A 22,137-nucleotide genomic window follows, 5' to 3' on the forward strand; every position below is an offset into this window, starting at 1 on the left:
GAACCTGAACTTTTTGGAGAAACACCATGCACCCTACTTCCTTTGTAAACGCACACCGCCTGTTTACCCGCCTGGTCCTGGCCATGCTCGCCAGCGCGCCTTTACTGGCCAATGCCGCCGTGGTCCCCGACCGTACCCGCCTGGTGTTTGAGGAAAGCGCTCCCTCGGTGAGCGTGACCCTGAGCAACAAGAACCCGCAACTGCCGTTCGTGGTGCAATCCTGGATCGAGAACGAAGCGGGGCAGAAGGTCACCGCGCCGTTCATGGTGCTGCCACCGTTGCAGCGGATGGAGGCCAACGAGAGCAGCATCCTGCGCATCGTCAAGCTGCCGGAGCTGGGGTTGCCGAAGGATCGCGAATCGGTGTTCTACCTCAATGTGCGCGAGATTCCGCCGAAGACCGAGGTGGTGAACGCGATGCAGATCGCCTTACAGTCCAAGATCAAGCTGTTTTACCGCCCGGCGTTGGTCAAGCGCGAGCGTGGCGAAGATCTGGCCTTGCGTTTGAACGTGAAGATCGACAGCGCCGGCAAGCAACTGCTGCTGGACAACCCTTCGCCGTTCCATATCACCGTGGTCGGTCTGTTGACGGGAGAGGAAAAAACCTCGGTGCCGCTGCCTGCGACCATGATCGCGCCGTTTTCCGGTGCACGCTTTGCCTTGGCGAATACGAGCTTCAAGACGCTGCGCATCTCCAACATGAATGACTTCGGCGGGCAGTCAGACACGTTGTTCAAATGCGCCGGAGAAACCTGCACCGGGGTCAAACCATGACGCTTGGCAAACTGTGCCTGGCCGCATTGCTGCTGTTGTGCGCCCAGGTCAGTTGGGGAATGCAGTGCACGTCGCTGAGCGATGGCAGCTACCTGACGGATTATATCGGCCCGGTTTCGGTGCCGGACACGGTGCCCGATGGCACCATCATCTGGCGCTCCAAGACCCATGTGATTTCTGCCAAGTGCTGGAAGAAATTCGATATTCACTACGCTGAAAACGACCCGATCTATTTTTACGGTAACCCCGCAGGCCTCGACGCTACGCCATGGGGCATCGAGTTCGGCCTGGTGTACAGGCAGGTGACGGCCTGGGACGGTGACTGGAGTGCCAACCCCACACAAGGTGTGGACAGCGGGTTTGTTTCCCCTGGTTGCCCGGATGCACACAGCGCCGAAGACATGCTGGCGTGTTCCCTGGTTAACCCGACCATTGCGTTCCAGGTGGTCATCCGCAAGCGCGGCTTGCTGCCGTTGCAACGGCCATCCCAGGACACCTACGACGTATTCCAGTTCGACGGTTTATACGGCCTTAACGGTGGGCCGAGTAACCCGTTCGGCAACTTTCGGTTCCAGCTCAGTGGCTTGCAGAACATCGTCGGCACGGCCTGCACGGTGGACGTTAAAGTTACGCCGGAACCGGGCATCGTCGACTTCGGCGCGGTCGGCAAGTCGTCCACAGGCTTCTCGCCGCCGCGTCCGACCAAACCTTTGAGCCTGGCACTGGAAAAGAAATGCAGCAGCGCGCTCAACATCGGTGCGACGTTCCTGAGCAACAGCGTGCAAGGCGACTACATCCTGCCAGCCAGCGACAGCCAGTTCGGCATCGAGATCCGCGATGCGCGCAACAACCAGGTGCCGATCAACGAACCATTTCCCCTGGCCAACTTCGCGGCGGACGTCAGCCATATCGACGTGCCGTTCAACGCGACCCTGGTGCCCTTGGGTGACCCCAAAGTCGGGCCGTTCGACGCGGTGATGGTGGTGCAGATCGTTTACTACTGAGCCCCGTTGCCGGGGCGGCGATTCAGAGAGGGGCTTATGCTCAAAGCAATAGTGGCGGACGATCATCCGTGCATTCGCGCGTCGGTGCGGATGGTGCTGCAACAGCAGCAGTTCAACGTGGTCGCCGAGGCCGACAACGGCGCCGACGCGGTGCAACTGGCGCGCGAGCATCGGCCCGACCTGATGGTGCTGGACATTACCCTGGCACGTCTCGACGGCCTGGAAGTGATCGCCCGCGTGCGCGCCCTGGGCCTGTCATGCAAATTTCTGGTGCTGACCTCGCAGTCGGCGCTGTTCTATTCCATGCGCAGCATGCGCGCCGGCGCCGCCGGGTTTATCTCCAAGGCCGACGACCTCAACTACCTGGTCAAGGCAGTGCGGGCAGCGATGGACGGCTACACCTTCTTTCCCAACCTGGGCATGCATTCGGTGGCGCGCAGCGAAGTGCAGAGCCAGGACCTGAAGCTGATCCATAGCCTCACCGATCGAGAACTGGCCATCCTGCAGCAGTTGGCAATGGGCTTGAGCAACCCGGAAATCGCCGCGTCCATGCTGCTGAGCATCAAGACCGTGAGCAACTACAAAACCCGTTTGATCGTGAAGCTGAAGGTCAAGTCGGTGGTGTGCCTGGCCGCCTTCGCGCGGCGCAATGAGCTGGTCTGAAGCGTGTTGCCCTTTAAATAGCACTAGGAAAATTCCTACAAGCGTGCGGCATTAGTCCTACGTGGAAAGGGTACCCCCCTCCAGATAATGAGCCCCGTTGAGACGCACAACACACCGCCCGGGCGGCAATGCGATCACGACGAATCGAAGCACTCACGCTTCCCCACATCTCTCTTATCTGGAATATGAAAATGAACAAGTTTGCTCTCAAAGGTTTGGTCGCTGCTCTGGTTCTGGCTGCTGGTTCTCAGGCTGCCATGGCCGCTGACGGCGAAATCAACTTCGTCGGCAGTGTGACCGACAACACGTGCCCGGTAGTGGTCAGCGACCTGAACGGTTCGGCCGGCGCCGGCGACGTGTCTCTGGGCAGCGTCCCTGCCAGCTCCCTGGCAACTGCCGGTGCCGTGGCTGGTGGTGGCGCGTTCACCCTGACCATCGACACTACCGCCCCAGGCTGCAGCGTCACTGGCAAGAAAGCGGTGGTCAAGTTCTTGTCCCTGAGCGGCACCGCCGGCGCCAGCGGCCAATGGATTGGCATCACCCCGGACGCCGGACACGCCAGCAATGTCGCGGTACAGATCAAAGATAAAGACGGCAACGACGTGCAACTGGGGCTGGGCTCCGCTCCGTACCTGGACCTGACCCAACCGCTGCGCTTTACAGCCAACTACATCGCCACCGGCACGGCGACCTCCGGCCCGGCCAACGCCAAGGCTGCGTTCACCGTCGACTACCAGTAAGTCGGCCGATGGACAGCCGCGAGACGCGCGGCTGTCGTCCCACACGCCTCGGGGCCTGGCCCCGGGCGGCAGGAGGATGAATCAGATGCACGCTCTTTCCCTTTTTTCCAAGCGGTTGCCCCTGGCAGCCGTAGTACTGGGCAGTGTGTTGTTGAGCACTGCCGGCCAGGCCGGCGTGATGCTCGGCGGCACCCGTATCGTGTTCGACGGCAACAAGCGCGACGCTTCGATCATGGTCAGCAACACCACCGCGCAACCTTATGCGGTGCAGACCTGGATCAACACCGCGGCCGACGACAACACCACCACCACACCGTTCGTGGCCACGCCGCCGCTGTTCCGCCTGGACCCGCGCAAAGAGCAAATGGTGCGCATCCAGAAGGTGCCAGGCGCGCTGCCGCAAGACCGTGAGTCGGTGTTCTATTTCAACGCCCAGGAAATCCCGGTGGCCGGCAAAGGCAATGAAAACACCCTGAAAGTGGCCATGCGTACCCGCATCAAACTGTTCTATCGCCCGGCCAAGTTGCCCGGCTCGGCCTACGACGCGCCCAACGCCTTGCGCTGGAGCCTGGTGCAGGACAACGGCAAGACCGCGTTGCAAGTGAACAACCCCAGCGCTTATCACGTGTCGTTTATCGCGGTGAAAGTCAGCGCCGGTCCACAGCAAGTGGAAGTGGTGGAACCGAAGATGGTTGCGCCAATGAGCACCCAGCGTTTTGCGCTGCCGGGCTTTAAAGGCAACAACGGTGAAGTGATGTTCAGCTTCATCAACGACTTTGGCGGGTACGCCGAACCGCTGACCGCCCCGCTGGGCAACATGCCTTAACGCCGCACTTTCGCCCTTTTTTTAATCTGCTCGCCGCTGTGACTTCGCGGGGGCTGCTTGTCGAGTATCGTTATGCGAAGCGCCACCTTCACCACGCCACGTTCGTCGATTCCATCGGTGCCATTGCCATTGTGTGTTGCCGTCCTCAGTGCGCTGCTGGGCAGCGTGGCACAGGCCGACAGTGGCGATAAATTCGATTCCGGCTTTATGCAAAGTTTCGGCGGCGCCAACGCCGGGCCTAACCTCGACCTGGATGCCATCGCCAATAACGGCACAATCGGCCCAGGGACTTACCCGGTGCTGGTGCGTTTGAACCAGAGCTTTTTCGACCGTCGGGACATGACGTTCGCCAAAGACGCGGCCAGCGGTGACGTTAAAGCGTGCCTGTCCGAAGCCTTCCTCAAGGACCTGGGAATCAAGCTCGAGGCCTTCGTGAAGCCGGGCGAGGCGCTGCCGGACTGCGTGGATTTGCCCAGCATGATCGAAGGTGCCTCGGTGAGCTTCGACGCCCATCGCCTGGCCCTGGACATCAGTGTGCCGCAGATTGCCCTGCGCCGCGACGCCGCCGGTTACGTGGCGCCGCAGGATTGGGACCGTGGCATCAATGCCGCGATGCTCAACTACCAGTTTTCGGCGGCTCAGACCCAAAGCGATGCCCAGGGCCACGGCAGCCAATACAGTCTGTACGCCAACGGTGGTTTCAACCTGGGCGACTGGCGTTTTCGCTCAAGCTCTTCGTTCCGCCAGGACAACCATGGCCAACGCTCCTGGCAGCGCAGCAACACCTATGCGCAACGTGACCTCACTGCGATCAAGGGCACCTTGACCCTGGGCGAAAGCTTCACCCCGGGCGATGTGTTCGACACCATCCCGTTTCGCGGCGCACAGATTGCATCCGACATGGGCATGCTGCCCGACTCGATGCAAGGTTACGCCCCGGTGATCCGTGGCATTGCCGACACCCAGGCCAAGGTCGAGGTGCGCCAGAACGGCTATTCGCTTTACACCACCTACGTGGCGCCGGGTGCGTTCGAAATCGACGATCTGAACGCCGCCAGTGGCAGCGGTGATCTGGAAATCATCATCACCGAAGCCGACGGCCGTGAGCGCCGCTTCACCCAGCCATATGCCACCTTGGGCAACATGCTGCGTGAGAAGACGTGGCGCTACAGCGCCACCGTGGGCGAGTACAACGACTCATCCGGCGGTGCCCGCCCGGCTTTCGTGCAGGGCTCGCTGGCCTACGGGCTGCCATTTGACCTGACTTTATACGGCGGCCTGCTCGGTGCGGATTTCTATCGTGCCGGCGTGGTGGGCGTAGGCAAGAGCCTGGGCAGCCTCGGCGCGGTGTCGCTGGACGTGACCCAGGCGCAGACCGACATCCCTCAGGGCCTTTCAACCAAAGGCACGAGCGAGAAGGGCCGCAGTGTCGGTGTGCGCTACGGCAAGGCGTTCGAGACCGGTACGTCGGTACGCTTCGCCGGTTATCGCTATTCCACCGAGGGTTATCAGGACTTCAGTGACGCGGTGGCGCTGCAGCAGCCCAACGAATACGGCGGTATCAGCAAGCGCACCAAAGTCGAGGCCAGTATCAACCAGGCCCTGGACAGCTACGGCTCGCTGTATTTGAACGTGAGCCAACAGAATTATTGGGGTTCCAGCCGCACCGATAAACAGATGCAGTTGGGGTTCAACACTCAGCACAAAGGCGTGACCTACGGCGTCTACGCCAGTAAGACCCTGACCGACTCGTTCGGCGAGAGCAACCAAGTGGTGTTCACCGTGTCGATGCCGTTCGGGCAAACCCGCAACACCGGCAGCTACAGCGTCACCCGCAACACCGACGGCACGTTCGACCAGCGCGCCGGGCTCAGTGGTCGCGACGGCAACCTCAACTACTCGGTCGACGCCAATCACGGCGAAACCCGCGGCAGCACTGGCTCGGTATTGCTCGGTTACCGCGCGCCGTTCGCCCAGTTGGGCGCCGGCGTCAGCGTTGGGCAGGGCTACAAGCAGACGTCGGTGAGCGCCAGCGGTTCGGTACTCGGCCATGCCGATGGCATCGAGTTCGGCCAGACCCTGGGCGAAACCGTGGCGCTGGTGGAGGTCAAGGACACGCCGAATGTGGGCCTGCTCAACGCGCCGGGCACCGTCACCAACAAAAAGGGCTATGCCCTGGTGCCGTATGTCACACCGTACCGCAAGAACCGTATCGCCGTGGACACCAGCGCGGTGGACACCAATGTCGACATTGCCGAGGGCGTGAGTAACGTGACGCCGCGTCGCGGCGCGGTGGTCAAGACCACCTTCGCCGCCAGCCGCTCGGAAAAAGTCCTGCTCAACGTGCGCCTGCAAGACGGCTCGCTGCTGCCGTTCGGCACCACTGTGATGGATGACACCGACGGTGTGGCCGGCGTGGTCGGGCAGGGCGGGCAAGTGCTGCTGTCGGTGGGCGACGGCAAGACTTACACCATGAAATGGGGCGAGCAAGCCGCGCAACGTTGCGCGATCCGCCTGGATATCAGTCAGGCACCGGTCACCGATGGCTATCGGGTGATGGATGCTGTGTGTGGAGTACCAAGCAAATGAAGATTTCTAACGCGAAAAAGGCCGGGGCAAAGCGCCTCGGTGGGTTCAAAACATTGACGTCGCTGCTGGCGTTGGGTGTGGCGCAGGTGCTGTTTGGGGAGTCGGCGTGGGCGGAGTGCTTCGATAAAAAACCGACGGTCAACACATACGATTTCGGCGATGCCTATATTCCTCAGGATGCTCCGCTGGGCTCCGCAGTCGGCCCCGGCATTGTCGACACTTGGCTATCGCTGGGCTGTCCGACCCAGCCGCTCACGGTAGAGGCCGTCATGTTGCTGCCTAAGGCACCAACCATGGCGGCGGTGGCCGCGGGCAATTCAATCAAAGGTGCGATTTACGAAACCAATATCCCCGGCCTTGGTGTGGCCGTAAGGACCGTCGCCAAACCTGCGTTCTTATGTCTGGCGACTAGCAGCGAGAGTTTTCCTTGGGTTTATACCGATTGCAATTCGGGTGGCTACACTTACAACTTTCACAACAACGCCTATCTGGTAAAAACCGGACCTATCGCGCCGGGGCGCCACGATTTGAATAACCTGCAAATTTACCGCATTGACCTCAACGATACCGGCACGCCGCTGGAGTGGGTCAAAGGCTTTATCAACGGCAGCGTGACGGTCGCAGGCTGCAGCCTGCCCCAAGCCACCGGCAACATCATCGAAGTGCCGATGCGGTCCTGGGAAAAACGTGTATTCAACGGCAAAGGGACGTTCACCGATACCCAGCCGTTTGGCATCACCTTGAACAGCTGCCTGGCGGGCACCTACGCCAACAACCCCAGCTGGAACTACTTCAAGGGCAATAACGCCAATATCCGTCTGGATGGCGCCAAAGGCTCGACGATCATTAACGCTGATGGGGGCATCCTCGGCCTGAACTCCTCCTCCACCGCCAAGGGCGTGGCGGTGCAGGTACTCAAGCAGGACGGCACCCCGTTGCCCTTGGGCGTGGACGTCCCGGTGGCGCAGGTGCAGGACGGGGTGACCAATCTGCAATTCGGTGCGCGCTACATCCAGACCAGCACCGCTGCCACCGGCCCGCAGCCAGGGGCAGCGAATGCCACGGCAAATTTCACCATCACCTATAAGTAGTTCTGTGACAGGGAGTCGATCATGCAGAAGTGCCTATTCAATAGCGGCCGGGCCGGTGCAGGCGAAAGTGGCATTTACCATCGAGTATCAGTGAGTCGACGAAGGCGCTATGCAGGCTTCTTTGACCGTCGCCCGGCAGTTGGACTGTGACGTCCCTATCAGTACTGCAACGTCCGCGTACTTATCACCCCACCTGGGACGCGGTTCAGGGTATCGTGCCGCCAACTTAACGAAGGGACGCGACGTTTCGATGAAGAATAAAATGGTTACCTATGCCGCTGCAGCGGTGGGTTTGGTCGTGGTGGTGTCTCTGGCCACCAGTTGGTTCACGGTTGATGAGACCGAGCGGGGTGTGCTGTTGCGTAACGGTGCGATGATAGGCGTGGTGGAGCCGGGCCTGTCGTTCAAGCTGCCGTTCATTGAGTCGGTGCGGTTTATCAGCATTCAAAGCCAGGCTACCCAGTACGCCAACCTCCAGGCGTACAGCAAGGACCAGCAGACCGCCAAGTTGCAGGTCTCGGTTTCCTGGCACATTCCTACCAGCGATGTCGCCAAGGTGTACACCAGTTACAAGGACTTGGATGGCGTGCGTGACCGCCTGATCGCCCGTCAGGTGCCGACCCAGGTGGAAAACGTGTTCGGCCAGTACAACGCGGTGTCGGCGGTGCAGAATCGTGGCAAGTTTGTCGCGGATGTGACCAAGGCCATCCGCGATTCGGTGGTTGGGCCAGTGGTGATCGACAGCGTACAGATCGAAAACATCGACTTCAGCGATGACTACGAGCGTTCGATTGCCTTGCGCATGAAGGCCGAAGTGGAAGTCAAAACTCGCGAGCAAATGCTGCAGACCGAGCAGGTGCAGGCGCAGATCCGGGTGACCCAGGCCCAAGCCGAGGCCGACTCGCAATTGGCCCAGGCCAAGGCGGATGCCGAGTCCACGCGCTTGCGCGGCAACGCCGAAGCCGACGCGATCCAGGCCCGCGCCAAGGCCCTGGCCAGCAACCAGAACCTGATCGAGCTGACCAAGGCCGAGCGCTGGAACGGCGTACTGCCGACCACCATGTTGCCAAACAGTACGGTGCCGTTTATCGATGCCAAGCAGGTCGATCGATAACGTTTTGAATGTGGGAGGGGGCTTGCCCCCGATGGTGGCCTGACAGCCGACCAGTCTCACGACTCAGCTGCATTCATTCAGGGAACCCCCTCACATGACGATGCTTGCCCGGCCTATCGATCCACCGCCAGAAAGCCTGATCCGTGACTGGTACGCGAACGCGCAGTTGCTTGACAGTTTTGTCGTGCCTATCGAGGCGGCTGACGTCTCCATCAATGACCTCGCCGTACGCGCCTTGGGTTCGCCGCCTGTGTGGTTCAAGGTGCTGATAGCGATCCGCGATGGTGTGATGGGGCCGTTGGGCGTACGGACCTCCGGCGAGGTGCGACGCGCGCATTCCGATAAAGCCCATATCGACTTTTTCCCGGTGCTTGAGCAAAGCGCTGACGAGATGGTGCTGGGGGAAAATGACAGCCACCTGGATTTTCGTCTTTCGCTGCTTCGACGGCGCGACGAGCAGGGTGAAGTCCTGATCGCCACGACGGCGGTGCACACCCACAATCGACTGGGGCGTGTCTACATTGTGCTGATTCGCCCGTTTCACAAGCTGGTGGTGCGGGCAACGCTGATGCGTTGCCGCCGTCAGCACTAGCGCCGGCGGTAGTGTCCGCCGGCGCGCGTTGCCTGGAACCTCAGAAGCTGTATTTGGCCGTCAGCATCATGTTGCGCGGGTTGCCGTAGGCGTCGCCGCCGTAGCTCGCCGAGTTGGCGATGGTGGAGTAATAGCGACGGTCGAAGATGTTGTTGGCGTTGACCTGCAGGTCGAGGTGGTCGTTGACCTTGTAGCCGGCCATCAGGTCGGTGACGGCGTAGGCGCCTTGTTGCAGGCGGTAGGTGCTGCCGTCGGCCAACGCGATGTCGTTGTACAGGCGGCTCTGCCAGGAGATGTTGCCGCCCACCCGCAGTTTTTCCAGTGGGCCCTGGAAGTTGTAGCGGGTGGTCAACTTGAACAGGTGTTCCGGGACGTCGGTATCGAACTGCTTGTTGACCAACTGCGGTTTGGCGTCGTCCTTGATGGTGTGGGTGCGTGCGTAGGTGTAGCCACCGCCGACCTGCCAGTTTTCGGTCAATGCGCCCTGCAGTTCGAAGTCGATACCCTGGCTGCGGATCTCACCGGAGGCTTCGTAGCATGAGGCCTGCGGGCAGTTCGGTACCACCACCTGCACACCGCGGTTCTCCTGGTCGATGCGGAACAGCGCGACGCTGGCGTTCAACGCACCGCCCAGGTATTCGCCCTTGATGCCGACCTCATAGTTCTTGCCGACGATAGGCTTGAGCGGCGCGGCGCCGGTGTCCTTTTCTTTTTGCGGGGTGAAGATGTCGCTGTAGCTGACGTACACCGAGTGGTTATCGTCCAGCTCGTAGATCAGGCCGGCGTAGCGGGTGAGGTTGCGGGTGACGTGGTAGTCGCCGTCGCCATCGCGGTTATCGTAGTCGTACCAGTCCAGGCGCCCGCCGAGGATCAACTTCAACGGATCGGCCAGGCTCAGGCGGGTGGTGACGTAGACGCTGTCCTGAGTGGTGACTTCGCGCTCGTTGTTGGTGTGCACGAAGTCCGGTTTGCCCGCCGTCAGCGGCCAGTTGGTGTCGTAGGGGCTGTAGTTGTGGGTGGTCATGTCGTAGATGCGCTTGCTCGCGCCGACCACCAGTTCATGGCTGCGCCCGAATGCCTGGAACGGGCCGCTGACGAAGGCGTCGACCCCGGCCTGGTTTTCATCGTACTTGGCCTGGTACACCGTGCGTGCCAGGGTGTTGTTGACCCAGCGCGACTGATACGAACCGGAGAACAATGCGTTTTGTTCGGCGTAGTTGGCGTTGACCTGCAGACTCCAGTCATTGGCCAGGCGCTGGCGCAGTTCGGCGAAGACTGTGTTGATTTCCTGATCCTTGTTTTCCCAGTCGGTGCCGGGGTTGTACGACCGCGACAGATCCAGGTGGTGGCCGTCCTGGCCGATCATCGAGGCGCCCCAGAAGTAGTTGGTCTTATCCTTCTGATTGGAGAAACCCAGGGTCAGGGTGGTGTCTTCACTCAGATCGGCTTCGGTGACGGCGTAGAACAGACCATGACTGTTTTCGGCTTTGTCGATAAAACTGTTGGCATCACGGTAGGACGTCACCACTCGGCCGCGCAGGGTGCCGCTGTCGTTGAGCGGGCTGGATGCGTCGAGTTCACCGCGATAATCGTCCCAGCTGCCGGCGGCGCCGGTGAGGGTGACCTTCTGCTCATCCAGCGGGTGCTTGCGCACCATATTGATGGCGGCTGACGGGTTGCCCGCGCCAGTGACCAGGCCGGTGGCGCCGCGCACCACTTCGACGCGGTCGAACATCGCCAGGTTCGGCTGCGCGCCCACCGACGCACCGTTGTAGCCACTTGGGATACCGTCGTACATCAGGTTATCGATATCGAAGCCACGCGAGGTGTAGGACTGCCGACCAGGCCCGTTGGAGTAGTTCAGGAACAGGCCCGGCGTGGCGTTGACCACGTCGTTGATGCTGGTCATCGCCTGGTCGTCCATGCGCTGACGCGTCACCACGGTGACCGCCTGTGGGGTTTCGCGCAGGGTCAGCGGCAGCTTGGTCGCGGTCTTCATCGAGCCAGTGGTGTAGGACTGCGTGCCTTCGGTGGTTTCACCCAGTTGGCCTTCGCCGGAGATCTGCGTGGCGCCCAATTCCAGCGTGGCGGCCGGTGCCGGGGTGTCGGCGGCGACCGCCGCGTGTGGGGTGGCCAGGCACACCGCCAAGGTCATCAGACTGAGTGAAAAAACATTGCCGCCAGGTGATTGCACAGACATGAAACTGACTCTCCCGCGTGCCGTCCGTGGCTAATGATAAAGGTGTTGAGAATTATTCGCGTGAGTTTGGCAGATTGAGTCTGTAGGAAAAAGCCTTGGGACAGAATTAGTTAACGAATTTTTCACATCGCTGGATACTGCTTCTCCTGCAACCCACGGGAAAAGGGCGTCAGCCATTGGTGCTTCATCATAGGTGATCGGCGTCGATTACCGCCTTGGCAAATGCCTCGGGCGCTTCCTGCGGCAGGTTGTGGCCGATGCCGCCGTTGATCAGGCGGAACTGGTATTTGCCGGTAAAGCGTTTGGCGTAGTCCTCGGGCGCCGGGTGCGGAGCACCGTTGGCATCGCCTTCCAGGGTGATGGTAGGAACCTGGATAGCAGGGGCGTTGGCCAGTTGCTGTTCCAGGGGTTCGTAGTGGGCGTCGCCCTTCACCAGACCCAGGCGCCAGCGGTAGTTGAACAGGGTGATGGCCACGTGATCGGGGTTGTCCAGGCCTTTGGCACTGCGTTCGAAGGTGGCGTCGTCAAAGGCCCACTTCGGCGACGCGGTCTGCCAGATCAGCTTGGCGAAATCGTGAGTGTTCTTGCGATAACCGGCGGCGCCGCGCTCGGTGGCGAAGTAGAACTGATACCACCATTGCTGCTCAGCCTTGGGCGGCAGGGGGGTCTGGCCGGCGGCCTGGTTGCCGATCAGGTAGCCGCTGACCGAGACCAGCGCCTTGACGCGTTCGGGCCACAGCGCCGAGACGATATCCGCTGAGCGTGCGCCCCAGTCATAGCCGCCGAGCACCGCGCGCCGGATGTTCAGCGCGTCCATAAAGTCGATCACATCCCTGGCCAACGCCGCCGGTTGACCGTTGCGCGGGGTCGCGTCCGACAGAAACCGGGTGCCGCCGTAACCGCGGGCGTAGGGGACCAGTACGCGGTAACCCTTGGCCGCGAGCAATGGCGCGACATGGGCATAGCTGTCGATATCGTAGGGCCAGCCATGCAGCAGGATTACGACCGGGCCGTCGGCAGGGCCGACCTCCGCGTAGGCCACATCCAGCAGGCCGGCCTTGATGTGCTTGAGCGCGCCCAGCCCGGATGACGGGGCGGTTTGCATCGGTGTGTTCACCTCGGGCATTTCGGCCCGGGCCAGGCCGATCATGCCCAAGGGCAACAGCGCGAAGGCCAGGGCGAGTGGATGACGTATGAAGCGGCGTGTCGATGGATTGTGCATGGCGAGCCTCCTGCGGCGCGATGGATACCTGGCACCCAGTTGAACGCCGCGCTGTATCTGGCCTGTTTCGGAAAACTCGCCGGGTTAAAGGTTTTGTATCGCAGTGGGCGCTATACACACTGCGATACACAGGTTTGCTAGAACTCCATTCTCAGGCCCAGCGTGCCCTGGCGGCCATTAAACGTGTTGCTGTCCAGGTTCCGGCTGTAGCCCACCTCGCTGTAGAGGCTGACGCCCATGGCAACCTTGAGCGCGGCGCCGGCACTCAGCCCCAGGGTGGTGGACTTCTGTTCGGTGTCGATGTCGGTGACATCGTCGAACCGCACGGTGTTCTGGCCGGCGCGGGTGTGCCAGACGTTGGCCCGTGCATAGGGCTGCAACGGCATGCCGCTGACCTGATAGTCGCCGCGCAGGCGCACGCCCAGGCGCGTGGTGAGGCTGGTATCGGCGTCATAGGACACATCGGAGATGCCGTCGTTTTGCCGATCCAGCCGGGTCTTGCCGACGATGACCTGAGCCTGCGGTTCAACCACCCAGGTGTCGCTGATCGGCAGCGGCCAGCCGACTTCGGCCGAAGCGGTGAGGTTATGCCCACGGGTTTTCATCTTCACGCCACGGTCTGATTCGTTGTGACCGTCGAAGCGGGTACCCATCAGCACCAGGTCGAGGTATGCCTGGTTGGCGCCGATCAACGTCCAGTAGAGGCCCAGGCTGTCACCGCGCAGGGTCGTCTTGCCCGTGTCCTGGTCCAGCCGGGCATCGCTGAACCCTTTGACGTTGCCTTTGAGGGTGCTGTGGCCGACAAAGAACCCCACGCGGTGCTGCAGGCCGTTGTCGAGCTGGCCTGCGTAGACATCGCTGCCTATCTGGAAGCCCGATACGGAACTGTTCAGCGACGGGCTGACGGTGCCGGTGAAGCCCTGGCGGCGGCTGTTGCCATACACACGGCCCCAGCCCGCCGGAAATGCGCCGGTCTGCTGTTGCTGGCTCTGGTCACCCATGCGTTCGTGGTAGGTACCCAGCATGTCCTGCACCATCTGCTGGGCGGCAGGGAACAGCACCGCGTACACCGACACTTCCGGCCGATAAATCGGCAGCGGCGTTATGCCGGGGTTGGGCGGCAGCGGCGGCCCCTCGGGGTCGGGAGTGGGCACGGGGGTGATGACCGGGTCGGTCGGTTTGGCCGGGACGGTCGAGCGCAGGTAGAAGTTTTCCGAGGTGCCGGCTGTGACGCCGCCCTTGAACAGGTAGTAGTCGTACGCACCGGCGGACACGGAATTGCCGAGCCTGAATGCGCTGGCCGCGCCGCTGGCATTGTTGATGGCCTCGACCACCAGGATGCCGTTCTGCACGGTCTGTGCGCCGGCACCGTTCAGGTTCTTAATGTCAATCGGCGTAGTGCCCTGTATCGGGCCGCCGTTGACCACCAGTTTGTCACTGGCCGAACCGTCGGCGCCCAACACGCTTTGCAGCGCGAGCCGGCCGCCGTTGCCTTTGTAGGTGCCGCTGACGGTCAGTGAGTCGCTGGCGCGGGTATTGCCCGTCATGTCGATCAGGCCCTGGTTGTCCAGCGTCACTGGCTTACCGCCAAGGGAGTTGATGAAGCCCGTGCCGGCCAGGATTGCACTGGTCTTATCAATGGTCAGGGTGCCGGTGTTCGAGGCGCTGTCGCCCAGCACGAATTTACCCTCGAGCGTAAACGTCGTCCCATTGGTCAAATTCACGGTTTCCCAGTTCACGTACTGGTCTGGATTATTGCTGACCCGGCTGTTATCGACGATCAGCTTATCGTTGCCCAGACTGCCGTCCAGTATGGTCTTCGCCAGGTTCGCATCGGTCAGGTTCCGCAGCACCGCAATATCGTCATCCAAGCCAGCGTCCACGAGCTTCCCCAGCGTGCCACCGGACCAGAGGAACTTATCGTTGCCCGCGCTGAGCAGGACGTTTCCGCCGACCTTGCCTCCCAGGATTTCCACGGTATCGTCGCCGCCGCTGACGCTGATATTGCCCACCACTTCTGCGTCGCCCGAGAGTCTGACCAAGTCCGTGCCGAAGCCGGTGATAAGGTTGCGCAGGATTTTGCCGCCGGACATAAGAAACGTATTGTCGTCGAGCCTCATATTCACGTTGCCGATGGTGCCTCCCGTCATGACGGCGTAATCGCCGGCGCTGAACTCATCGACAATCACACCGCCTGTCATCGTGAAGGTATCCAGGCCGTCACCCTGATCCACAAACTTGACTTCGCCGCTGCTCATGATGAAGTCGTCGATGCCCGATGCTTGGCTCAGTCCGCCAACGATTTTGGCGCCCGGGCCGTTGATCTCGGTCTTATCGTTGCCTGCGCCGAAGGTCACGGACCCTGCCACCTGGCCCGTGCCGCTCACCGTGAGGCTGTTATTGCCACCGGTGTCGATGAAGCCGGGAGTCGATCCGCTGTCACAGGTGGAAGTGTCATTGCCGGGGGTGTTGTTGATGCTGCATGCGCCATAAGAGGCCAATGGCGTCGCCGCCAGTGCAAGCAGGTGCAGCAGAAGAAGCATCCGTGTACGCATGATTCGTCCTCGCTGAAAGGCTCGGTTACTCCAGCACCCGTGGCAGGGGGTGCGGGCCAGACCATGACAACGCGTTGCGCGATACGGAGCAGGGAGTGCGGGTTACCTGTTCGAAAACACCGGCCAATGCAGGGAGTTGGCATGGCTTTCTCGACTGCACCTGAAGGGGTACAGCGCTTTTTCAACGGTAGTCAGCTTTGCAATCCCACGCTACTGTCAGAAATAACAGGTACAGACGAGCTTAGATCAATACGATTTCATACGGCTCGCGCATGCGCTCCAGCAGCACGTGGGCAAGGATCGGCGCCAGGCCGATCTCCGGATCGCCGGCCAGTTGGCTGGCATAAGCGTGTACCGCGTGAAGCTTGCGCGCCACGCTCCAGGTGTCGAGGCGCACTTTGCGCGCCCTCGGCCAAGGCACTGTCGCCGCCTGGCGGACCGGGCCGTGCCAGGCCCATACCGGCAATTCATACAGCCGTGCGCGTATCAGCTCGCAGGCCGTGGCCGTGGCGCGGCCGACGGCGTCGTGGTCACGGTTGCCATCGTTGCACCAGGTCGTGAACACCACGTCGCCAGGGTGCAGGTAGCGCGCGATGAATTGGCTCAGCTGCGGTTCGCGGCCCGCCAGCGCGTTGTCGCAGAAACCGCCGCGAATCCACTTCAGGCTGTGCAACGGCATGCCCAGGCGCCGCAGCGCTTCGGCGCTTTCCTGCGGGCGCACCACGCTCAGGCGGCTCGCCGGCCAGACCAGGGAGCCTGGGTGGCTGGCGCTGCCGTCGGTGATGGAGATCAGTTGCAGAGGGTGTTCCAGTTGACTGAACAGTTGCAGCAGCCCCCCGCATGCGAGCACTTCGTCGCCAGGGTGGGGCGCAACCACCACCACGCGCGCACCGGACGGTACCAGTGCGGTGGGGGCGACAAGGGGGATTTGCGCCAGTTGCGGCGCACTGTTCCAGATTTGGGCGGGGCCGCGACGGCCTTCGCTCAGCGAGGCAGGCTTCATGGGTGTCACATCCTTGTCGAGTGAGACGCGGTCGTACCCCGTTGACGGGACGACTCTCTTATAGTCACCACGGACTCCGCCGTGATGGGTGCATGGCAATTCAACCCTGAATTACCAGCAAGGCGTCCTCAGCATAGACAAGGATCCCGCGCTTTACCGTGGCGCCACGGCGTTTTTTTCAGCGCCGGCCAACAGACTTTTCAAGTAATCGCCAAAACCGCCCGTGGCGCGGGCTTCCAGGCGTGCGCTGGTGATCACCTGCGGACGATGGCTCCAGGCAATCGATGCGCCGCAGCGCTCCAGGTCACGCACCAGTTGCACATCTTCATGGCAGGCCAAGGGCTCAAAGCCACCGGCACGGATGTAGGCGTCGGCGCTCACGCCCAGGTTGGCGCCGTGGATATGCCGATGACCGTCACGCGCTTCGTAGCCCTGGTGGTAGCGGATCTGCGCGGCGGGGTCGAACCCTTCGCTCCAGGCGTCTACCGTGACGGTTCCGCACACCGCATCGGCTTCCAGCGCCAACTGTGCCACCAGCCAGTCCGGGGCCACGCGGCTGTCGGCATCGGTGCAGGCGATCCAGCGCGCGCCCAGGTCCAGCAGATGCCGCGCGCCGACGCCCCGGGCGTGCCCGACATTGCGTGCCTGAACTTCCAGGCACTGCACCGGGTAGGCCTGGACAATCGCGGCGCTGCCATCGCTGCAACTGTCGAGCATGACCAGGATCTGCACCGTTTCGCCCAGCAGATCGGGGTGACGGGCCGCTTTCAGCGCGGCGTCCAGGCACTCGGCCAACAGCGCTTGTTCGTTGTGCACCGGAATCAGAATGCCGATCATCGCAGGCCCTCAAGGGTGGCGACCGAGGTGCCGTCGCGGCTCCACAGGTCAAGGAGAAAGTCGTGGTCGTGATGGCTGGCGATACGCGGCATGCCCAGCCGCGCGTCCAGCAGGGCATGCACCTGCTCGGCGGTTTGCGGGCAACCCTCGATGGGCGGGCGCCAGTGGCAGGCCAGGATCTGCCCATCGGCGCTCAGGCAGGCGAGGGCGCGCTCGATCAGGCGGCCCAGGTCGTCGGCGTCCAGGTAATAGCACAGCTCGCTGAGCACAATCAGCTCGTACTGGCCGGCAGGCCACTGCGCGGGCAATCGACTCTGGCGCACCTGTGCATGGGGGCAGCCCAACAGCCGCGTGCGCGCCAGAGCTACCGCCGCCGCCGCAGTGTCACAGCACAGCAGGCGATCGCAGCGCGCTGCCAGTTCAACGCTCAACTCGCCATTGGCGCAGCCGGGCTCGAAGATCGACGCGTAGCGTGGCTTGGTCAGCAGCGCCAGGGTCAGGGCGCGTTTACGCCGCTCGTACCAGCGCTGGCGAAAAGCCCAGGGGTCATCGTTTTCAGCGAACAATTGGTCGAAATAAGGTGTAGCCACACTCATACGAATACCACTTCAAAAGGTTGCAGCAGGCGCTCCACCACATACGGCGCCAGCACCGGCGGCAGGCCGATCTGCGGGTCGCCTTCCAGTTGGCTGGCGAATGCATGGATGGCGTGGCGCTTGCGAGCCACCGCTTCACAGGTGAGGGGGATCTTGCGCGCACGATGCCACGGCACCATACGGTCTTCTGCGGTTGCCCAGTGCCAGGTCCACACCGGCAGTTCATACAGTCGCGCGCCCGTCGTTTCGGCGGCCCGCGCGCTGGCACGGCCGACGGCTTCGTGGTCGCAATGGCCGTCTTCGCGCCAAGTGGTGAACAGCACGTCGGTGGGTTTCACATAACGCTGAATAAACGCGGCCAGCTCGTCCTCGCGCGCCGCCACTTGGCTGTCGCTGAAGCCGGCGCGCAACCATTTGAGACTGTGCAGCGGCACGCCCAGGCGATGCAGGGCCTGCGCCGACTCCTGCGGGCGCACCACGCTCAGGCGCTCCACCGGCCAGCGCTGGGAACCGGGGTGGCTGGCACTGCCGTCGGTGACCGAAATCAATAGGATGGGCCGCTCCAGCGCCGCCAGGCCTTGCAACAGGCCGCCGCAGCCGAGCACTTCGTCATCGGGGTGGGGCGCGATAATCACCGCGCGATGCCCCTCGGGAACCAACGCTTCGACGCTGATGGTAGCCAGCGCCGCCATGCGCGGTGAGGTCTGCCAATGCTGCAGCGGCGTGCCCTGGCCGACGATAGGATTGGCTTTCATAGCTGCCACCTGCCTGTGGGTTGGGCGGCGACCCATTCGCCCAGGGCGGCCAGGTCGCGTTCGGCGTGGCTCTGACGGATGTAGACCGGCAGGTCGGCCATCAACTGCGCCACGTGTGGGTCCTGGCAGTACCGCCCGGCCCCCACGGCGCGGCCGACATGCCGCATCACCTGTTCGACGCTGTCTTCGATGCAGGCGCGTGCGCGCCGGGCCAATTCCCTGGCATCGGCGCCGGGCTCGCGGTCGATGCATTCGGCCGCCGCGCGCAATACACAGGCGGCGGCGTGCAACGCACTGTCCACCGCGCCCAAGTGCGCCAAGGCATGGGGCTCGGCGCGCCGGGCGCAGTGCTGTTGCAGCACCTGGCCCAGGCGTTGGGCCGCGCCGTACCAGCACGCCGCGATGCCGACTCCGCCTTGCCAGAAACCGGGGCGGGCAAGGTAGTCACCGGGACCGCCCACCGCCATAGCGCCGGCATTGTCGAAGATCACCTCGACACTGCCGGTGGCGGCCATGCCCACCGCGTGCCAGCCTTCATGGGTGACGCTTACGCCCGGTTGTTGCATAGGCACCGCCACCAATTGCTGGCGGCCTTGCTCATCCCAGGCGGTCAATAAACCATGACTGACCACCGCCGCGCCGGAGCACCAGGCTTTACGCCCGTGCACCCGCAAACGATGGCCGTCGTGTTGAACGTGCACCTTGGCCGTGGGCGGCTCGGCGGCCCATGTGCCCCAGGTACTTCCCCGGGGCGGTGACGGGCTGTCGAGTTCGGCCATGATTGCCAAGGCATCGGTGTGGCCTTCAAACAACTTGCACAGGCGCAAGTCGTGTCCGGCCACGACGGCCAGCGCCCTGAATCGCTCCTGGGTGCGGCCGCTGCCGGGCAGGGGCAGTTGATCCGCCCCCTGCGCCACCAGGGCGCTCAGCGCTGTGCCGAGCGCCTCAGTGTCCGCATAGCTGCGGTAGCCGTGAAGGCTTCCCTGCCAGGCCATTTCACACCTCGTCGTCGCGCTGCAATTCGAACAGCAGGAGTGAGCGGCCTGTCACGGCGTACTCGTGATCGAAGTCAAAGCGCTCCTGGGCCTTGATCGCCGTGTCGTTGGTGTCCAGCAAGCACGTCCAGAACTCGCCTTCGGGCACCGGTGGCAGACGGAAATTGACCATGTCGTGGTGGGCGTTGACCACCAGCAACAAGGTGGCGTCGGCACCGGCACGGCGAATCCCGGTTTCCTGAGCGCGGCCGTCCATCAGCATGCCCAGGCACCGGCCGTTGCTGTCCTGCCACTGCTCAGTGCTCATTTCGTTGCCGTCCGGCGCGAGCCAGGTGACGTCTTTCACGCCGATGTCTTCGTTGTAATCGCCCACCAGGAAGCGGCCACGACGCAGGATCGGGTAGGCCAGGCGCAGTTTGATCAAGCGCTTGACGAACTTGAGCAGGGCTTTGCCGTCGTCATCCAGGTCCCAGTTGACCCAGCCAATCTCACTGTCCTGGCAATAGGCGTTGTTATTGCCGTGCTGGGTGCGGGCGAATTCGTCACCGGCGACGATCATCGGCGTGCCTTGGGCCAGCAGCAGAGTGGCGAAAAAGTTACGCATCTGGCGCAGGCGCAGAGCGTTGATTTCCGGATCGTCGGTAGGGCCTTCGACGCCGTGGTTCCAGGACAGATTGTTATTGCTGCCGTCCTGATTGTTTTCGTCGTTGGCTTCGTTGTGCTTATCGTTGTACGACACCAGGTCGTGCAAGGTGAAACCGTCGTGGGCGGTGATGAAGTTCACCGAGCTGTACGGCCGGCGCCCACGGTGGTTGAACATCTCGCCGGAGGCGGTCATGCGCCCGGCGAAGTCCGCCAGTTGGCCGTCATCGCCTTTCCAGAAAGCACGCACGGTGTCGCGGAAGCGGTCGTTCCATTCCACCCAGCCCGGCGGGAAGTTGCCCACCTGATAGCCGCCGGGGCCGCAGTCCCAGGGTTCGGCGATCATTTTCAGCTGGCGCAGGACCGGGTCCTGGCGGCAGGCCACAAGGAAACTGTGGCGCTCGTCGAAGCCGTCGCGATAACGCCCGAGGATGGTGGCCAGGTCAAAACGGAAACCGTCCACGTGCATTTCCGTGGCCCAGTAGCGCAGGGAGTCCGTGACCATTTGCAGCACGCACGGGTGGCTCAGGTCCAGGGTGTTGCCGGTGCCGGAGTCATTGATGTAAAAGCGCTTGTCATCGGGCATTAGGCGATAGTAAGAGGCGTTGTCGATGCCGCGCATGGACAGGGTCGGGCCACGTTCATTGCCTTCGGCGGTGTGGTTGTAGACCACGTCGAGAATCACTTCCAGCTTCTGTTCGTGCAGATGGGCGACCATCTCCTTGAACTCGGCAATCTTGCCGCTGGCCAGGTAGCGCGGGTCCGGGGCGAAGAACGCGATGCTGTTATAGCCCCAGTAGTTGGTCATGCCTTTTTCCAGCAGGTGCTGGTCGTTGACAAAGGCATGCACCGGCAACAGTTCCACTGAGGAAACCCCTAACTGGCGAATGTGCTTGAGCACATCGTCTTCCATCAGGCCGGCGCAGGTGCCACGCACCGATTCGCCTACGGACGGGTGACGCATGCTGATGCCGCGCAGGTGGGTTTCGTAAATGATCGTGCGATCCCAGGGCACGCGCACCGGTTGGTCGTTGCCCCAGGTGTGAGCGGGGTCGATGACCTTGCACTTGGGCACGAATGGCGCGCTGTCGCGTTCGTCGAAGCTGAGGTCGTCATCGGGGTGGCCGATGGTGTAGCCGAACAGCGCTTCGGACCATTTGAGTTCGCCCACCAGTTGCTTGGCATAGGGGTCGATCAGCAATTTGTGATGGTTGAAACGGTGGCCGTTGGCTGGATCGTAAGGGCCGTATACGCGGTAGCCGTAAATCAGCCCGGGGTGGGCGTCGGGCAGGTAACCGTGGAAGATTTCATCGGTGTATTCCGGCAGCTCGATGCGCTCCAGTTCCACTTCACCGCTGTCGTCGAACAGGCACAGTTCGACCTTGGTGGCGTTGGCCGAGAACAGTGCAAAGTTGACGCCCAGGCCGTCCCACGTAGCGCCGAGGGGGAAGGGCAAACCTTCACGAATCCGCGACGGCTCATTGCCCGGCGTCGATGGGGTTTTATCCGGTTTGCTCATGGTGTTGCTCCTGGAAGGGGTCTTTTTTCGGGCCGAGTGCGGCCGTGCTGACAAAGTTTCAGCGAATACGGTAGAGAGTGAAGATGAACTCCCACCGACTGGGTCGGCAGGAGGGTCGGGCATCGATAGGCTGGTTAAGGCTTGGGCTTTTTCGCTGCCGCAGGTTTCTTTGCCGCGGGGGCGGCGGGCTTACTGGCGGCCGCGGCAGGCTTGGGCTTGGGCGCCGGCTTGGCGGTGGCCTTGGGCTTGGCCGCAGGCTTGGGTTTGCTGGGCGTCAAGGCTTCGGATTCGGCCAGCTTGCGCGCCATCTCCCAGTGACGCGCGTCCTCACCGTGGGGCTTGCCCTCGGACTCCCAGATCTGATGCGCCAATTCGCGGATGCGTTTGTCTTCAGTACTCATCGCAATGCTCCTCACAGAAA

19 protein-coding genes are annotated in these 22,137 nt (G+C 62.4%); 9 read left to right on the top strand and 10 right to left on the bottom strand.

The window, feature by feature from the left end; translation table 11 throughout:
- Window positions 1-26: 26 nt before the first annotated feature.
- The 9 genes from OSC50_RS10890 (at window position 27) to OSC50_RS10930 (ending at window position 9,392) form a co-directional block, all read left to right on the top strand.
- Window positions 27-773: a fimbrial biogenesis chaperone gene (locus OSC50_RS10890; RefSeq protein WP_266249613.1), complete on the top strand. Its 747-nt coding sequence runs from the start codon at window positions 27-29 to the stop codon at window positions 771-773.
- Entirely contained in the window at window positions 770-1,777 is a 1,008-nt protein-coding gene (locus OSC50_RS10895; protein WP_253507900.1) for a fimbrial protein, read from the top strand. Before OSC50_RS10890 ends, OSC50_RS10895 begins: the two co-directional genes overlap by 4 nt.
- A 36-nt stretch (window positions 1,778-1,813) precedes the next feature.
- The gene (locus tag OSC50_RS10900; protein ID WP_181077840.1) at window positions 1,814-2,440 is read left to right on the top strand and encodes a response regulator transcription factor; all 627 of its coding nucleotides are present in this window, start codon (window positions 1,814-1,816) and stop codon (window positions 2,438-2,440) included.
- A gap of 191 nt (window positions 2,441-2,631) precedes the next feature.
- Window positions 2,632-3,180 (top strand): fimbrial protein, encoded by a 549-nt coding sequence (locus OSC50_RS10905; RefSeq protein ID WP_253507898.1) that lies wholly within the window; start codon window positions 2,632-2,634, stop codon window positions 3,178-3,180.
- Window positions 3,181-3,265: 85 nt separating this feature from the next.
- Window positions 3,266-4,006: a fimbrial biogenesis chaperone gene (locus OSC50_RS10910; protein WP_181077838.1), complete on the top strand. Its 741-nt coding sequence runs from the start codon at window positions 3,266-3,268 to the stop codon at window positions 4,004-4,006.
- 72 nt (window positions 4,007-4,078) lie between these two features.
- A complete protein-coding gene (locus tag OSC50_RS10915) occupies window positions 4,079-6,595 on the top strand; it encodes a fimbria/pilus outer membrane usher protein (protein ID WP_266249609.1) in 2,517 nt (838 codons plus the stop codon).
- Entirely contained in the window at window positions 6,592-7,686 is a 1,095-nt protein-coding gene (locus tag OSC50_RS10920) for a fimbrial protein (protein ID WP_181077836.1), read from the top strand. Before OSC50_RS10915 ends, OSC50_RS10920 begins: the two co-directional genes overlap by 4 nt.
- 262 nt (window positions 7,687-7,948) lie before the next feature.
- On the top strand, window positions 7,949-8,800 hold the full coding sequence (locus OSC50_RS10925) for a prohibitin family protein (protein WP_375139324.1): 852 nt from the start codon (window positions 7,949-7,951) through the stop codon (window positions 8,798-8,800).
- Between the two features lie 94 nt (window positions 8,801-8,894).
- Window positions 8,895-9,392, top strand: coding sequence for a DUF2867 domain-containing protein (locus OSC50_RS10930; RefSeq protein ID WP_219855203.1), 498 nt, complete (start codon window positions 8,895-8,897; stop codon window positions 9,390-9,392).
- 40 nt (window positions 9,393-9,432) lie between these two features.
- Here OSC50_RS10930 and OSC50_RS10935 read toward each other — a convergent pair whose 3' ends face one another.
- The 10 genes from OSC50_RS10935 to OSC50_RS10980 all read right to left on the bottom strand — a co-directional run bounded on the left by OSC50_RS10935 (window position 9,433) and on the right by OSC50_RS10980 (window position 22,117).
- Window positions 9,433-11,592: a TonB-dependent siderophore receptor gene (locus OSC50_RS10935; protein ID WP_266249604.1), complete on the bottom strand. Its 2,160-nt coding sequence runs from the start codon at window positions 11,590-11,592 to the stop codon at window positions 9,433-9,435.
- A gap of 187 nt (window positions 11,593-11,779) precedes the next feature.
- Window positions 11,780-12,814, bottom strand: a complete 1,035-nt coding sequence (locus OSC50_RS10940) for an alpha/beta fold hydrolase (protein ID WP_266249601.1) — start codon at window positions 12,812-12,814, stop codon at window positions 11,780-11,782.
- A gap of 137 nt (window positions 12,815-12,951) precedes the next feature.
- A complete protein-coding gene (locus OSC50_RS10945; protein ID WP_266249599.1) occupies window positions 12,952-15,369 on the bottom strand; it encodes an autotransporter family protein in 2,418 nt (805 codons plus the stop codon).
- Window positions 15,370-15,610: 241 nt separating this feature from the next.
- Window positions 15,611-16,372, bottom strand: coding sequence for a PIG-L deacetylase family protein (locus OSC50_RS10950; RefSeq protein WP_266249597.1), 762 nt, complete (start codon window positions 16,370-16,372; stop codon window positions 15,611-15,613).
- Window positions 16,373-16,525: 153 nt separating this feature from the next.
- Window positions 16,526-17,209 (bottom strand): glycosyltransferase family 2 protein, encoded by a 684-nt coding sequence (locus tag OSC50_RS10955; RefSeq protein WP_266249595.1) that lies wholly within the window; start codon window positions 17,207-17,209, stop codon window positions 16,526-16,528.
- On the bottom strand, window positions 17,206-17,805 hold the full coding sequence (locus OSC50_RS10960; RefSeq protein ID WP_253507883.1) for an SAM-dependent methyltransferase: 600 nt from the start codon (window positions 17,803-17,805) through the stop codon (window positions 17,206-17,208). The genes OSC50_RS10955 and OSC50_RS10960 overlap by 4 nt, the downstream gene beginning before the upstream one ends.
- Window positions 17,802-18,560, bottom strand: a complete 759-nt coding sequence (locus OSC50_RS10965) for a PIG-L deacetylase family protein (RefSeq protein WP_253507881.1) — start codon at window positions 18,558-18,560, stop codon at window positions 17,802-17,804. The genes OSC50_RS10960 and OSC50_RS10965 overlap by 4 nt, the downstream gene beginning before the upstream one ends.
- Window positions 18,557-19,555, bottom strand: coding sequence for an acyl-CoA dehydrogenase family protein (locus tag OSC50_RS10970; RefSeq protein WP_266249593.1), 999 nt, complete (start codon window positions 19,553-19,555; stop codon window positions 18,557-18,559). Before OSC50_RS10970 ends, OSC50_RS10965 begins: the two co-directional genes overlap by 4 nt.
- A gap of 1 nt (window position 19,556) precedes the next feature.
- Window positions 19,557-21,716 carry a glycogen debranching protein GlgX gene (gene glgX, locus OSC50_RS10975; protein ID WP_181077816.1) on the bottom strand — a complete coding sequence of 720 codons (2,160 nt, stop codon included), beginning with the start codon at window positions 21,714-21,716 and terminating at the stop codon, window positions 19,557-19,559.
- A gap of 134 nt (window positions 21,717-21,850) precedes the next feature.
- Entirely contained in the window at window positions 21,851-22,117 is a 267-nt protein-coding gene (locus OSC50_RS10980; RefSeq protein ID WP_181077814.1) for a DUF2934 domain-containing protein, read from the bottom strand.
- Window positions 22,118-22,137 lie beyond the last annotated feature (20 nt).

Source organism: Pseudomonas quebecensis, from assembly GCF_026410085.1.
In the GTDB taxonomy this organism is placed as follows: domain Bacteria; phylum Pseudomonadota; class Gammaproteobacteria; order Pseudomonadales; family Pseudomonadaceae; genus Aquipseudomonas; species Aquipseudomonas quebecensis.

Coding starts and splice junctions, on each gene's coding strand:
- OSC50_RS10890 (WP_266249613.1), top strand. CDS start 27: ATGCACCCTACTTCCTTTGTAAACGCACACCGCCTGTTTACCCGCCTG.
- OSC50_RS10895 (WP_253507900.1), top strand. CDS start 770: ATGACGCTTGGCAAACTGTGCCTGGCCGCATTGCTGCTGTTGTGCGCC.
- OSC50_RS10900 (WP_181077840.1), top strand. CDS start 1,814: ATGCTCAAAGCAATAGTGGCGGACGATCATCCGTGCATTCGCGCGTCG.
- OSC50_RS10905 (WP_253507898.1), top strand. CDS start 2,632: ATGAACAAGTTTGCTCTCAAAGGTTTGGTCGCTGCTCTGGTTCTGGCT.
- OSC50_RS10910 (WP_181077838.1), top strand. CDS start 3,266: ATGCACGCTCTTTCCCTTTTTTCCAAGCGGTTGCCCCTGGCAGCCGTA.
- OSC50_RS10915 (WP_266249609.1), top strand. CDS start 4,079: ATGCGAAGCGCCACCTTCACCACGCCACGTTCGTCGATTCCATCGGTG.
- OSC50_RS10920 (WP_181077836.1), top strand. CDS start 6,592: ATGAAGATTTCTAACGCGAAAAAGGCCGGGGCAAAGCGCCTCGGTGGG.
- OSC50_RS10925 (WP_375139324.1), top strand. CDS start 7,949: ATGGTTACCTATGCCGCTGCAGCGGTGGGTTTGGTCGTGGTGGTGTCT.
- OSC50_RS10930 (WP_219855203.1), top strand. CDS start 8,895: ATGACGATGCTTGCCCGGCCTATCGATCCACCGCCAGAAAGCCTGATC.
- OSC50_RS10935 (WP_266249604.1), bottom strand. CDS start 11,592: ATGTCTGTGCAATCACCTGGCGGCAATGTTTTTTCACTCAGTCTGATG.
- OSC50_RS10940 (WP_266249601.1), bottom strand. CDS start 12,814: ATGCACAATCCATCGACACGCCGCTTCATACGTCATCCACTCGCCCTG.
- OSC50_RS10945 (WP_266249599.1), bottom strand. CDS start 15,369: ATGCGTACACGGATGCTTCTTCTGCTGCACCTGCTTGCACTGGCGGCG.
- OSC50_RS10950 (WP_266249597.1), bottom strand. CDS start 16,372: ATGAAGCCTGCCTCGCTGAGCGAAGGCCGTCGCGGCCCCGCCCAAATC.
- OSC50_RS10955 (WP_266249595.1), bottom strand. CDS start 17,209: ATGATCGGCATTCTGATTCCGGTGCACAACGAACAAGCGCTGTTGGCC.
- OSC50_RS10960 (WP_253507883.1), bottom strand. CDS start 17,805: ATGAGTGTGGCTACACCTTATTTCGACCAATTGTTCGCTGAAAACGAT.
- OSC50_RS10965 (WP_253507881.1), bottom strand. CDS start 18,560: ATGAAAGCCAATCCTATCGTCGGCCAGGGCACGCCGCTGCAGCATTGG.
- OSC50_RS10970 (WP_266249593.1), bottom strand. CDS start 19,555: ATGGCCTGGCAGGGAAGCCTTCACGGCTACCGCAGCTATGCGGACACT.
- glgX (WP_181077816.1), bottom strand. CDS start 21,716: ATGAGCAAACCGGATAAAACCCCATCGACGCCGGGCAATGAGCCGTCG.
- OSC50_RS10980 (WP_181077814.1), bottom strand. CDS start 22,117: ATGAGTACTGAAGACAAACGCATCCGCGAATTGGCGCATCAGATCTGG.